Source organism: Brevundimonas sp. NPDC090276, assembly GCF_044772165.1.
In the GTDB taxonomy this organism is placed as follows: Bacteria; Pseudomonadota; Alphaproteobacteria; order Caulobacterales; family Caulobacteraceae; genus Brevundimonas.
On the sequence record NZ_JBIVYK010000001.1, the window covers coordinates 797,853 to 810,585 of the forward strand.

The 12,733-nt window shown below is 68.8% G+C and carries 14 protein-coding genes; 9 read left to right on the forward strand and 5 right to left on the reverse strand.

The genetic code is table 11. The features are described from left to right. Genes ACIQTU_RS03795 through ACIQTU_RS03835 form a run of 9 tightly spaced genes read left to right on the forward strand, consistent with a single transcriptional unit; the run spans window position 1 to window position 7,049 of the window. Window positions 1-2,289: a chemotaxis protein CheA gene (locus tag ACIQTU_RS03795; protein ID WP_400542552.1), complete on the forward strand. Its 2,289-nt coding sequence runs from the start codon at window positions 1-3 to the stop codon at window positions 2,287-2,289. A 5-nt stretch (window positions 2,290-2,294) separates the two neighbouring features. Next, the gene (locus ACIQTU_RS03800; protein ID WP_400542554.1) at window positions 2,295-2,768 is read left to right on the forward strand and encodes a chemotaxis protein CheW; all 474 of its coding nucleotides are present in this window, start codon (window positions 2,295-2,297) and stop codon (window positions 2,766-2,768) included. Further along, complete coding sequence (locus ACIQTU_RS03805) at window positions 2,765-3,631, forward strand: CheR family methyltransferase (protein WP_400542556.1); 867 nt, start codon at window positions 2,765-2,767, stop codon at window positions 3,629-3,631. The genes ACIQTU_RS03800 and ACIQTU_RS03805 overlap by 4 nt, the downstream gene beginning before the upstream one ends. Beyond that, entirely contained in the window at window positions 3,628-4,671 is a 1,044-nt protein-coding gene (locus tag ACIQTU_RS03810) for a chemotaxis response regulator protein-glutamate methylesterase (protein WP_400542558.1), read from the forward strand. The genes ACIQTU_RS03805 and ACIQTU_RS03810 overlap by 4 nt, the downstream gene beginning before the upstream one ends. An 11-nt stretch (window positions 4,672-4,682) precedes the next feature. Further along, window positions 4,683-5,072, forward strand: coding sequence for a response regulator (locus tag ACIQTU_RS03815; protein ID WP_105563813.1), 390 nt, complete (start codon window positions 4,683-4,685; stop codon window positions 5,070-5,072). Then, entirely contained in the window at window positions 5,069-5,611 is a 543-nt protein-coding gene (locus ACIQTU_RS03820; RefSeq protein ID WP_400542560.1) for a chemotaxis protein CheD, read from the forward strand. The genes ACIQTU_RS03815 and ACIQTU_RS03820 overlap by 4 nt, the downstream gene beginning before the upstream one ends. Then, complete coding sequence (locus ACIQTU_RS03825) at window positions 5,611-5,985, forward strand: hypothetical protein (protein WP_400542561.1); 375 nt, start codon at window positions 5,611-5,613, stop codon at window positions 5,983-5,985. The genes ACIQTU_RS03820 and ACIQTU_RS03825 overlap by 1 nt, the downstream gene beginning before the upstream one ends. Window positions 5,986-5,989: 4 nt before the next feature. Next, on the forward strand, window positions 5,990-6,580 hold the full coding sequence (locus ACIQTU_RS03830; RefSeq protein WP_400542562.1) for a response regulator: 591 nt from the start codon (window positions 5,990-5,992) through the stop codon (window positions 6,578-6,580). Between the two features lie 10 nt (window positions 6,581-6,590). After that, window positions 6,591-7,049, forward strand: a complete 459-nt coding sequence (locus ACIQTU_RS03835; protein WP_400542564.1) for a chemotaxis protein CheE — start codon at window positions 6,591-6,593, stop codon at window positions 7,047-7,049. Window positions 7,050-7,080: 31 nt separating this feature from the next. On the opposite strand, the gene ACIQTU_RS03840 is transcribed toward ACIQTU_RS03835, so the two are convergent. The 5 genes from ACIQTU_RS03840 to ACIQTU_RS03860 form a co-directional block, all read right to left on the reverse strand. After that, the gene (locus ACIQTU_RS03840) at window positions 7,081-8,601 is read right to left on the reverse strand and encodes a D-amino acid dehydrogenase (protein WP_400542567.1); all 1,521 of its coding nucleotides are present in this window, start codon (window positions 8,599-8,601) and stop codon (window positions 7,081-7,083) included. Further along, window positions 8,483-10,099, reverse strand: coding sequence for an alpha-amylase family glycosyl hydrolase (locus tag ACIQTU_RS03845; protein ID WP_400542570.1), 1,617 nt, complete (start codon window positions 10,097-10,099; stop codon window positions 8,483-8,485). Before ACIQTU_RS03845 ends, ACIQTU_RS03840 begins: the two co-directional genes overlap by 119 nt. A 2-nt stretch (window positions 10,100-10,101) precedes the next feature. Further along, complete coding sequence (locus tag ACIQTU_RS03850; protein ID WP_400542573.1) at window positions 10,102-11,769, reverse strand: MFS transporter; 1,668 nt, start codon at window positions 11,767-11,769, stop codon at window positions 10,102-10,104. Between the two features lie 111 nt (window positions 11,770-11,880). Beyond that, window positions 11,881-12,210, reverse strand: a complete 330-nt coding sequence (locus tag ACIQTU_RS03855) for a hypothetical protein (RefSeq protein WP_400542576.1) — start codon at window positions 12,208-12,210, stop codon at window positions 11,881-11,883. 2 nt (window positions 12,211-12,212) lie between these two features. Further along, on the reverse strand, window positions 12,213-12,599 hold the full coding sequence (locus ACIQTU_RS03860; protein ID WP_400542579.1) for a response regulator: 387 nt from the start codon (window positions 12,597-12,599) through the stop codon (window positions 12,213-12,215). Window positions 12,600-12,733 lie beyond the last annotated feature (134 nt).

Below are 12,733 nucleotides of genomic sequence, written 5' to 3' on the forward strand. Positions count from 1 at the left end.
ATGAGCGACGATCCGTTCGAGGCCATCAAGGTCACCTTCTTCCAGGAGTGCAGCGAACTGCTGGGCGATCTGGAAGCCAATCTGCTGGCGCTGGAGACCGGCGAGGGCGACATCGAGACGATCAACGCCGTCTTCCGCGCCGTCCACTCGGTCAAGGGCGGGGCAGGGGCCTTCGGCCTGGAAGATCTGGTCCGCTTCGCCCACGTCTTCGAGACCCTGATGGACGAGCTGCGCTCGGGCCGTAAGGAATGCGACGACGTCACCATCAAGACCCTGCTGCGCGCTTCCGATGTGCTGGCCGATCATATCGCCGCCGCGCAAGGAACCGGCGCGCCCGTCGACGCCGCGCGTTCGGCCGGTCTGGTGGCCGAGCTGGAAGTCCTGACCCACGGTCAGGCCGTCGCCGCCGCGCCCGTCGCCGCTGTGGCCGACGAGGACGATTTCGGCTTCACGCCCCTGACGCTGGATCTGGCCGACTTCGGCGCGCCCGCCGAACTGCCGTCGCTGGACCTGCCTTCCCTTGAGCTGCCGTCGCTCGATCTGCCGGACCTGGTTACGCCGAGCGCCGCCGGCTGGCGCATCGTCTTCCGTCCGCATCCTCGCCTCTACGCCAGCGCCAACGACGTCAGCCTGCTGCTGCGCGAACTGGCGAGGCTGGGCCAGACCTCGGTCGAGCTGGACGCCAGCGGCCTGCCGTCGCTGGACGCCCTGGACGCCGAGGACGCCCACCTGATCTGGACCATCGTCCTGACCGGCGACGCCGCCGAGGCGGATGTCCGCGACGTCTTCGACTTCGTCGAGATGGACTGCGACCTGAGCATCACCGCCCTGGGCGGAGCAACACCTTCGGTCGAGGCCGATCTGCCGCCGCTGCCGATTCTGGACGCCGCGCCCGCCGCGCCCGAGTTCGACATCGCCGCCCTGCTGGCCAAGGCCGCCGCCCCCGTCGAGGCGCCTGCGCCCGCTCCGGTCGTCGCGGCCCCTGAGCCGGTGGTCGTCGCCGCTCAGGCGCCCGCCGCTCCCGCGCCCAAGCCGGTCGCGCCCGCTGCTCCGGCCCCCGCCGCGCCCTCGACGCCGGCCGCCGTGGCCCCGGTGACCATCCGCGTCGATCTGGACCGGGTGGACCGCCTGATCAACGTGGTCGGCGAACTGGTCATCCAGCAGGCCATGCTGGCCCAGCGCGTGATGGAGAGCGGCCTGGCCCGTTCGTCGGACATCGCCCTGGGTCTGGAAGACCTGGAGCTGCTGACGCGCGACATTCAGGACAGCGTCATGGCCATCCGCGCCCAGCCGGTGAAGTCGGTGTTCCAGCGCATGCCCCGTCTGGTCCGCGAAGTCGCCGAGATGACCGGCAAGCGCGTGCGCCTGGTCACTTCGGGCGAGGACACCGAGGTCGACAAGACCGTGGTCGAACGCCTGGCCGAGCCGATCACCCACATGCTGCGCAACGCCATCGACCACGGGCTGGAAAGCCCCGAGGAGCGCGAAGCCGCCGGCAAGCCCGCTGAGGGCACGGTCCGTCTGGCCGCCCTGCACCGCTCGGGCCGCATCGTCATCGAGATCGCCGACGACGGCAAAGGCATCAACCGCCCCCGCGTGCGCGGCATCGCCGTGGATCGCGGCCTGATCGCCGAGGACGCCGTCCTGACCGACGACGAGGTCGACAACCTGATCTTCCTGCCCGGTTTCTCGACCGCCGAGACCATCACGGACGTCTCGGGCCGCGGCGTCGGCATGGACGTGGTGCGTCGTTCCATCCAGGCCCTGGGCGGCCGTATCTCGATCAGCTCCAACCCGGGCAAGGGCTCGACCTTCACCCTCAGCCTGCCGCTGACCCTGGCCGTGCTGGACGGCATGGTGGTGGCCGCCGCCGAACAGACCCTGGTGGCCCCCCTGTCGGCCATCGTCGAGAGCCTGACCCCCCGCGTTGAGGACGTCCACTACGTCGGCGGCCATGACGCGGTGATCCGCTTCCGTGAGGAGTTCGTGCCCCTGGTCGACGTGGGTCGCGTCATGGGCTTTCGCGAGGACGCCACGCCCCTGATGGGCGGGGTGGTCATGATCGTCGAGACCGAGGCCGGCTCGCGCGCCGCCCTGCTGGTCGACGCCATCAACGGTCAGCGCCAGGTCGTCATCAAGAGTCTGGAAACCCACTACCGCCACGTCGAAGGCGTCTCCGCCGCGACCATTCTGGGCGACGGCAGCGTCGCCCTGATCCTCGACATCGACGCCCTGGTCATCGCCGGGCGCCGTAAATCCAACCGCCCCGAACTGAAGATGGCGAGCTGAGCACCATGACCGAAGTCACCTCCAACGTCGCCGGCGCCGACCGCGAACTGATCGCCTTCCGCATCGGCGAGCAGGAATTCTGTGTCGACATCATGAACGTCCGCGAGATCCGCGGCTGGACCCCCGCGACCCCGCTGCCGCGCTCGCCGTCCTACATGAAGGGCGTGATAAACCTGCGCGGCATCGTCCTGCCGATCATCGACCTGGGCGCCCGCTTCGGTCTGGCCACGACCGAGCCGACCGCCCGCCACGTCATCATGGTGGCCCATATCGGCAGCCGTCTGGTCGGCCTGCTGGTCGACGCCGTGTCGGACATCGTGCAACTGACGGACTCGACCATCCAGCCGACCCCCGACGTCGCCAGCGACCATGTGAAGACCTTCGTGAAGGGCATCTTCGCCGTCGAGGGCGGCCGCATGATCAGCCTGATCGATCTGGAACACGTCCTGCCGGCTGAAAGCGAAGCCGAAGCCGCATGACCACCGCCTCCGGGCGGACGTCCCTGGTGGAAGGCGAGTTCGTCTTCACCGCCGAGGATTTCCGCCACATCGCCCAGACCCTGCACGCCCACGCCGGCATCGCCCTGAGCGAGGGCAAGGCCGCCCTGGTCTATTCCCGCCTGGCCAAGCGCCTGCGGGTGCTGGGGCTGCGCAGCTTCCGCGACTACTGCGCCCTCATCGAGGGCGTGGAGGGTGTCGACGAGCGTCAGGCCATGACCGCGGCCCTGACCACCAACGTCACCCGCTTCTACCGCGAGCCGCACCACTTCGATCACCTGCGCGACCACGTCATGCCGGAACTGGCGGCGCGGGCGCGGGCGGGCGGGCGCGTGCGCCTGTGGTCGGCGGCCTGTTCCAACGGACAGGAGCCTTACTCCATGGCCCTGACGGTGCTGGACGTCCTGCCGGAAGCAGCGGATCTGGACGTGCGCATCCTGGCCACCGACATCGACCCCAACATGGTCGCCGAGGGCGCTGCGGGGATTTACTCCGAAGAGCTGCTGTCGCCGGTCCCGGCCTCGGGCCGCAAGCATTTCGAGCCCGTCGCGGGCCGTCCCGGCTGCTTCAGCGCTGATGACACCCTGCGTCGTCTGGTGTCGTTCCGCGAGCTGAACCTGATCGGCGACTGGCCGATGCGCGGCAAGTTCGACGTCATCTTCTGCCGCAACGTGGTCATCTATTTCGACGACGCGACCCAGGAGTTGGTCTGGAGCCGCTTCACCCCGATGATGACCCCGGGCGCCACCCTCTATATCGGCCACTCCGAGCGCGTCAGCGGCCCGGCGACGGCCCAGCTGCAGACCTGCGGCCTGACCGCCTATCGTCTGGGAGGCCGGGCATGAGCCAGAATCCTGTCCGCGTCCTGATCGTCGACGACAGCGCCACCATGCGCAGCCTGATCAGCGCCGTCCTGCGCCGCGATCCCGAGATCTCGGTCGTCGGCACCGCCGCCGATCCGCTGGAGGCCCGCGCCGCCATCAAGGAACTGAACCCCGACGTCATCACCCTCGACGTCGAGATGCCCAATATGAACGGGCTGGAATTCCTCGAGAAGATCATGCGGCTGCGGCCCATGCCGGTGGTCATGGTCTCGACCCTGACCCAGGCGGGCACCGACGTGACCCTGGCGGCGCTCGAGGTCGGCGCCGTGGACGCCGTAGCCAAGCCCGCGCCGGGCGTTCCGGCCCAGGAAGCCTTCGGCGATCTGGCCGACAAGGTGAAGATCGCCGCCCGGTCTCGCGTCCGTCCGCTGGAAACGCGCGAGACGCGCGCGGTGGACGGCGCCTATCGCGCCGACGCCAACCATGTCCTGGCCATCGGCGCCTCGACCGGCGGGGTGGAAGCCCTGCTGAACATCCTGACGGCCTTCCCGGCCAACTGCCCGGCGACGGTGGTGACGCAGCACATGCCCGCCACCTTCACCAAGAGCTTCGCCGCCCGTCTGGACAAGGCGTCCGGCGCCACGGTCACCGAGGCTGTCGACGGCGCGCCCCTGATGCCCGGTCACGTCTATATCGCCCCCGGCGGCGAGCGGCATCTGGAGGTCTCGGGCGGACGTTGCCGTCTGATCGCGGCCGACCCGGTCAACGGCCACCGCCCGTCGGTCGACGTCCTGTTCCACTCGGTCGCCCGTCTGGGGCGTCCCATGACCGGGGTCATCCTGACCGGCATGGGCAAGGACGGCGCCAAGGGCCTGCTGGCCATGCGTCAGGCCGGCGCCCGCACCCTGGGCCAGGATGAAGCCTCCAGCGTCGTCTACGGCATGCCGCGCGCCGCCTTCGAGCTGGGCGCCGTGGAGCGCCAGCTGTCTCTGCCCCGTCTCGCCCCCGCCATTCTCGATCTGTGCGCCGCCGGTGCGGCCGCCTCCAAGCCTGTCGCGTAAGGACTACCCGTATGCCCGCCGCTTCCGCCCTCAACGTCCTTGTCGTCGACGACCAACTGACCATGCGCTCCCTGATCCGCAACAGCCTGCAGCAGATCGGCGTGCGCGAGATCAGTGAAGCCGCCGACGGCGAGTTGGCCCTGCGGTCGATCATCACCAAGCCGGTGCATCTGGTCATCTCGGACTTCAACATGCCGAACCTGGACGGCCTGGGTCTGCTGCGCGCCATCCGCGCTCACCCGCCGACTTCCAAGACCGCCTTCATCATGCTGACCGGCCGCGCCGACCGTGAACTGGTGCAGCGCGCGGTGCAGTTCGGCGTGAACAACTATCTGGTCAAACCCTTCACCACCGCCCAGCTGAAAGAGAAGCTGGAAGGCGTGTTCGGCCCTCTGACATGATCGGCGCGGGCGTCCAGCCGCCGAACGAACGGCGCGTGCATGTGGGGCAGGGCGAGCACTATGTGACGTCTGATCCCGATGTCGTGCTCTCGACCGTGCTCGGCAGCTGCGTCGCCATGTGCCTGCGCGATCCCGTGGCCGGGGTTGGCGGCATGAACCACTTCCTTCTGCCCGAAGGCGCGGGGGCGGGGACCGACGCGAGCCGCCGCTACGGCGCCTATGCGATGGAGCTGCTGATCAACGACGTGCTGAAGGCCGGTGGTCGTTGCGACCGGCTGGAAGCCAAGCTGTTCGGCGGCGGCCGGATGTTCGACTCGCTGAAGGACGTGGGCACGTCCAACGCCGATTTCGCCGAACGTTTTCTGGCCGACGAGGGCATCCCCGTCGTCGGCGCCAGCCTCAGGGGCGCCGGGGGGCGTCGACTACACTACTGGCCGGTGACCGGTCGGGCGCTGCAACGCGCGGTCACGGACGCGGTCGCTCCGCGTCCGACGCCGCCGCCGCCGCCCGTCGATTCCGGCGCGCTGGAGCTGTTCTGATGACCGAATACGACGCCAAGGGCCTGTTGGCGGCCGTCGCCGCCGAACTGGCCGACATCCGGGCGGGCGTGGACGAGGCCGGCGGCCTGGTGTCCGAACTGCTGCGTCTGGCCCCGCCCGAGCAGCGCCTGACCTTCCTGACCCGGATGCAGGCCTTCGACGTGCTGAGCCAGCGCGTCGACGCCCTGTCGGGTCTGGCCGGGGCGCTCGCGGCCGATCAGCCGATGGACACGGCCCTGGCGGCCCTGCCTCTGGCCGAGATGGCCGACCGCCTGCGCGAAATGTCGTTCCGGGTTAAGCCGTTGTCGTCCGACGCCGCCCCAGTCGCCGCCCCGGTCGCCGCCGTGTCCGGCGACCTGCTGCTGTTCGACTGATCCCATGAGCGCGACCGACCGGGTCAATCTGGAGCAGTCGACGGTCCTGTTGATCGACGACAATCCGCAGGCGCTGGACATGCTCAGTTCGGTGTTTCACGGCTTCGGCGTCAAGGAGCAGATCAAGTGCGCCTCGGCGGTCGAGGCCGTGCGCATCATCCAGAACCGCGCCGTCGACCTGATCGTCATCGACTGCGCCGACCCGGCGATGGACAGCTACGCCTTCGCCCGCTGGCTGCGGCGTGAGACACCGGCGCCCCTGCGCTTCATTCCCATCATGCTGCTGACCGGCCACGCCTCTCAGTCCAAGGTGCAGGAAGGTCGCGACTGCGGCGTCAGCTTTGTCGTCACCAAGCCCCTGACCCCCGCCGTCCTGCTGCGTCGTATTCTCTGGCTGGCGGGCGACGAGCGCGAGTTCGTCGAGAGCGAGAACTACGTCGGACCCGACCGTCGCGTGCGCAACTTCGGCCCGCCGCTGGGCGTGGCGGGACGGCGCAAGGACGACTTGTCCGCCCACGTCGGCGCCGCCGTCGAGGCCAATATGGACCAGTCCGACATCGACATGCTGATGAAGCCCCAAAGGGTCGCCCTGTGAGTACCGCCCAGTGACCGAAGCCCGCACCCTGAAGATCAAGACCAGCCTGGCGCGCCAGATGGCCCAGCCGGGAGGCCGCACCCTCGCCGACGTCGAGCGCCGCGCCAACGAGCGGCTGGAGCGCCACCGCGACGACGTCATGACCGCCGTCGCCGGGACCATCACCGAGCTGGAACTGGTCGTCGTCGCCGCCGCGCCGGGTTCGGAACCGCAGGTCTACAGGCTGGCGTCTTCGCTGCTGGACACGGCGGGCTTCTTCGACACCGGCCCTCTGTACGAGGCCGGCTACAGCCTGTGCGACGTGGCCGACCGGATGCAGACCGGCGGCGTCTGGAGTTGGCCCACGGTCGCCGTCCATGTCCAGGCCATGCGCCTGATCCTCACGGCGGGCTGTCAGGCCGACGCGACCAGCGCGGCCCTGCTGGCCGGTCTGCGGTCGGTGGCCGCAAAGGCGAGGCAGGATACGTAATCCCTTCTCCCGCAAGGGGAGAAGGAAGAACTCACCCGTAGCGAGCAATCCCCAGATCCGCCGTCTCGATGTCGGGGGTCTGGCCGCTGACGATGTCGGCGATGACGCGGGCCGAGCCGCAGGCCATGGTCCAGCCTAGCGTGCCGTGGCCGGTGTTCAGGAACAGGTTGTCGAACTTCGTCTTGCCGATGACCGGGGTGCCGTCCGGCGTCATGGGGCGCAGGCCGGACCAGTAGGTCGCCGCCTTCAGGTCGCCCGCGCCGGGGAAGAGCGAGCCCACCGAGTGCTCCAGCGTGTTGCGGCGCTGTTCCGGCAGGACGTTGTTGTAGCCCGAGATCTCGGCCATGCCGCCGACGCGGATGCGGTCGCCCAGACGGGTGATGGCCACCTTGTAGCTCTCGTCCATGATGGTCGAGACGGGGGCGGCGGGCTCGTTCACGATGGGGGCGGTGATCGAATAGCCCTTCACCGGATAGACCGGCAGGGTCATGCCCAGCGGCTTGACCATCTGCGGCGAGTAGGACCCCAGGGCCAGGACATAGGCGTCGGCGGTGATCACGCCCTTGTCGGTCTGGACGCCGCTGACCCGGCCCTTGTCGGTGATCAGGGCCTTGATGGCGGTGTCGTAGAGGAAGGTCACGCCCTGCCCGACAGCCACGTCGCCCAGCGCATTGGTGAACTTGAAGCAGTCGCCGGTCTCGTCCTTGGGCAGGCGCAGACCGCCGACGAACAGGTCGCGCGTGGCCTTCAGGCCCGGCTCGGCCTTGATGCAGCCGTCCTGATCCAGCACCTCGAAGGGCACGCCACCTTCGCGCAGGACCTCGGTGTCCTTGTAGATCCCGTCCAGCTGCTTCTGGGTGCGGAACAGTTGCAGGGTGCCCTGGGTGCGGTGGTCGTACTGCAGGCCCAGCTCAGCGTTCAGGGCGGTCTGAACCTCCTGGCTGTATTCGGCCAGACGCACCATCCGCGCCTTGTTCAGGGCATAGCGGGTCGAGGTGCAGTTGCGCAGCAGGGCCAGCAGCCAGCGCACGGTCGCCACGTTCATGTGGGGCTGCAGGATCAGCGGGGCGTGGCGCATGAACAGCCACTTCACCGCCTTGGCCGGGATGCCGGGGGCGGCCCAGGGCGAGGAGTAGCCGGGCGAGATCTCGCCCGCGTTGGCGAAGCTGGTCTCCAGCGCCGGGCCGCTCTGGCGGTCGATCACCGTGACCTCGTGGCCGGCCTTGGCCAGATAGTGAGCCGTCGTCACGCCGATGACGCCGGCGCCCAGGACTGCGATCTTCATGGTCTTGACCTTACGCGAAGTTTCCCGCGCCGCTTCCCTAGACCAGTTTTTTCGTTTGTCGAGCGCTGCCGGAACGTGTGCGTTGCAGCATGTCGCTTTCGTGAAACAGTTCGGACCGTATCCGGTTCGTGCAGAGGGGAAATATTTCTCAGAAGGCCTGTTTGTGCAGCAGAACCCCGCCCAACGGCGGCAGAGACCCCGCCGCGCCCGAATAGACGGCGTCGATAACGGTATAGCCCTCGGGCGCGACCCAGGCCTGCGCCTCATGCCCCAGGTTGAACACCGCCAGCAGGGTCTCGCCCTCGTCCTCGCGGCTGAAGACCAGCAGGGGGTCGGTCGCCAGCATCGTCATCGTCCCCGTCCTCAGCGCCGGATGGACGCGGCGCAGGGCCAGGATGCGGCGTGTCGCGTGTAGCATCGACGCCGGATCGGCCTCCTGCGCGTCCACCGCCAGCGCCGGGTGGCGGGCGTCGATCGGCAGCCAGGGCTCCACGGTCGAGAAGCCGGCATTGGCCGCGTCCGACCGCCACGGCATCGGCGTGCGGGCGCCGTCACGGCCCAAAGTCTGCGGCCAGTTGGCGATGGCCTCGGGATCGACCAGCCGCTCGAACGGCACCTCGGCCTGGGGCAGGCCCAGTTCCTCGCCGTAATAGATGAAGACGTTGCCGCGCAGACAGACCAGCAGCAGCATCAGCATCTCGGCCAGGGCGCGGGGATCGCGGCCCTCGGCCCAGCGCGACACGGCGCGCGGCGCGTCATGGTTGGAAAAGGTCCACGACGGCCAGCCTTCGCCTTCAGACCCCGGCCACATGGCCGCGCCCGCCTTGATCAGATCCGCCGTCAGCTGCTCTGCGTAGAGGTAGAGGAAGCCATAGGCGCTGTTCAGGCGGCCGTCGGCGGTGAAGGCCTTCATCTCGCGCGCGACGTGGTCGCCGCCGACCTCGGCCACGGTGAAGCGGTCGCCATAGCCGTCAGTCAGCGCCCGCACCCGCTCAAGGAAGGGCAGGATGTCGGGCGATGACTGGTTGTGAATCTTGTCCTGAAAATCGAAGGGCCGGGTCCGTTTGCCGCCGGGCGGCAGAGGCGGATTGTCCCGCAGGGCCGGGTCGCCGATCATGAAGTTGACGGCGTCCAGACGAAAACCGTCCACGCCCCGGTCCAGCCAGAACTTGCCGACCGCCAGCAGGGCGTCCTGAACCGCCGGGTGGCGGCCGTTCAACTGCGGCTGCTCGGGCAGGAAGTTGTGCTGATAATACTGGCCGCGCCGCGCGTCCCAGGTCCAGCCCGGCCCGCCGAATACCGACTGCCAGTTGTTCGGCGGCGAGCCATCAACCTTGGCGTCGGCCCAGACATACCAGTCGGCGAAAGAGTTGGTGCGGTCCTGACGGCTGGCCTGAAACCACGGATGCTGGTCCGAGGTGTGTGACCAGACCTGATCGAGAATGATCCTCAGCCCCAGTCCGTGGGCCTTGGCCAGCAGGGCGTCGAAATCGGCCAGTGTCCCGAACACCGGATCGACGTTGCAATAGTCGGCGACGTCGTAGCCGAAGTCCTTCATCGGCGAGGGATAGAAGGGCGAGATCCACACCGCGTCCACGCCCAGCGAGGCCACGTGATCCAGATGGGCCGTGATCCCCTTCAGGTCGCCGACCCCGTCGCCTGTCGTATCGGCGAAACTGCGCGGATAGACCTGATAGACGACCGCGCCCCGCCACCATTCCCGAGAGGGTTCAGACGCGGGCGGAGGGGCGGGCGGCGGGGTCATGTTCAGGACGAACGCGTCGGGTCCGTCAGCGGTTCGCCGTAGTGGCGGTCCTCATGCAGGTTTGCCGCCAGGGGCGCGGTGGTGCGCTCGATCAGGCGGTGCACGACGGGTTTGTCCGGCCCCTGATGCAGGGCGTAGATGCGCTGCGAGATGTCGGCGTCGGCCTGGGTGATGCGCTGGTTGTGGCGGACGTAGTCCAGCCAGGTTGGGGTCTGGTATTTTTCGACCCAGATGTCCGGCTCGGCCAGGTCGCGCAGCAGCCGCCACTGGCGGGCGCCGTCGCGGCGACGCACCCGGCGCCGCTCGTCCATCACGGCCAGGAAATCGTCGATGTCATCTTCCCGGATGCGATAGGCGATGGAGACCACCACCGGTCCGCTGCGCGGTTCGATGGGGATCTGCGTCTGGGGCTCGGTCCAGCGCCGCAGCAGGTCCATGTTCAGATTGGCGGTTGAGGGCAGGGGCACCCGCAGGCCGATCACCACCGCCAGCAGCAGCACCCCCGACGACAGGCCGAGCGCCATGTCCAGGCCCTGGCTCTGGGCCAGCGCCCCCCACAGCCAGCTGCCGCCCGCCATGCCGCCGAAGGCCGCCATCTGGTAGAGCGCCAGCGCCCGGGCCACGACCCAGCGCGGCACCGACATCTGCACCGTGACGTTGAAGGTCGACAGCACCAGCACCCAGCCCGCACCCGCGATCATCAGGGCCGGCAGGGTCAGGGCCACCCAGGGGCTGAACCCGATGACGGCGGCGGCGGCGGCGAAGGCCAGTCCGGCCACGCGGACGATGGTCTCGGTCTCGTATCGGGCGCGCAGCTTGCCGACGAACAGGGCCCCGCCCACGGCGCCGACGCCGAAGGCCCCGAGAAACAGGCCGAAGACCAGAGGCCCGCCGCCGCCCTCGCGCGCCACCAGCGGCATCAGGGCCTGAACCGCGCTGGCCCCGACGCCGAAGACCACGGCGCGCAGCAGCACCGCCGTCACGCGCGGCGACAGGAAGGCGTAGCGCACGCCCCCGGCCATGGCGGCCAGCAGGCCTTCGCGCGGCAGGACCTGCTTGGGCCGGTCCGGCTTCCAGCGGAACAGGACGACCAGCAGGCCGACATAGCTGACGGCGTTGACCGCAAAGGCCGCCGCCGCGCCCGCCGCCGCCACGATCATGCCGCCGATAGCCGGCCCGACGCTGCGCGCCAGGTTGAAGCCCATGGAGTTCAGGGTCACGGCCCCGGCCAGATCCTCACGCGGGACCATATCGCCGACCGAGGCCTGCCAGGCCGGGCCGTTGAAGGCAACGCCGCAGCCGATCAGGAAGGTGAAGCTGAGCAGCACCCAGGGCGTGATCAGGCCCAGATAGGTCATGACCGACAGCCCCGCCGAGACCAGCAACATGAAGCTCTGGGCCGCCAGCATGATCTTGCGCCGGTCCACCGTGTCGGCCAGCGCCCCCGCCGCCAGCGACAACAGCATGATGGGCAGGGTGACCGAGGCCTGGACCAAGGCCACCATCTGGGCCGAGGCGATGGAGGACATCATCCAGGCGGCGCCGACCGACTGGATCAGACCGCCGAAATTGGTCGCCAGGCTGGTGATCCAGACGGCGCGGAAGACCGGATGGTTCAGCGGCGCCAGCGCCCCGGTGCGCGTAGGCGGCGCGGTCTCGGGGGCGGTCATGGGGCGGACCGGCTGTGGCGGAAGATCAGTATGGCGGCGCCCGAACGGTGACTGCGGAACGAAGCCCTAGTGCACCCCTTTGGCGACGGCTTGGCAAGCCGTGAAGCGGCCTTATCTCGCCAGCAGGGCGTCCGCCGCCGACTGGTCCAGGCCCGTTTCGCCCGCCCGCGTCGGGCCGTTCAGCAGGGCGGCGTCGGGGCGAGGCGGGGCCCTGCGTCCGGTCAGGGCCGTCAGCAGCCGGTCGATCCTCTGGTCCGCCAGGTCCTGGAAGCTGCAAGCCGCGAGGATGCGATGAAAGCTGGCGGTCACCGCCTCCGCGTCCATCGGCTCGGCCTGCGTCAAGGCCAGGCCCTGTTCGGCGGCGGACAACAGGTCGTCGGCGGCGATCGCCAGTTCGCGCCTCAGATGATCGATCTCGGCCAGTATCTGTTGCGGCGTCATGATCAAATCTCGCCGATAACCGAGGTCAGTTTCTGCTTCAGCACCGCCAGGGTGAAGGGCTTGATGACGTAGTTGTTCACCCCGGCCTGACGCGCGGCGATGACGTTCTCGACCTTGGCCTCGGCGGTGACCATGACGAAGGGGGTGGCCTTGGTCCTTTCCTCGGCGCGGACCTGTTTCAGCAGCTCCAGCCCCGTGACCGGCTGCATGTTCCAGTCCGACAGGACCAGGCCGTATGACTTCTCTTTCAGCAGGGCCATGGCGGCCGCCCCGTCGGGCGCGTCGTCGACGTTGACGAAGCCCAGCTGGTTCAGCATGCCCCGCACGATCCGCACCATCGACTTGTAGTCGTCCACCACCAGGACGTTCATGCTCTTGTCCGCGGCCATTCCATTCCTCGTTGCACAGGCGCGGCCGAACAGGCCGCTGTGATTGAAGGACGCGCCGACCCCTCAGGGGTGACGATACAGCTTTAAGGTGTATTCGCTTAAGCTTGGATTAACCGGTTTCCCTTGAAGGTTGT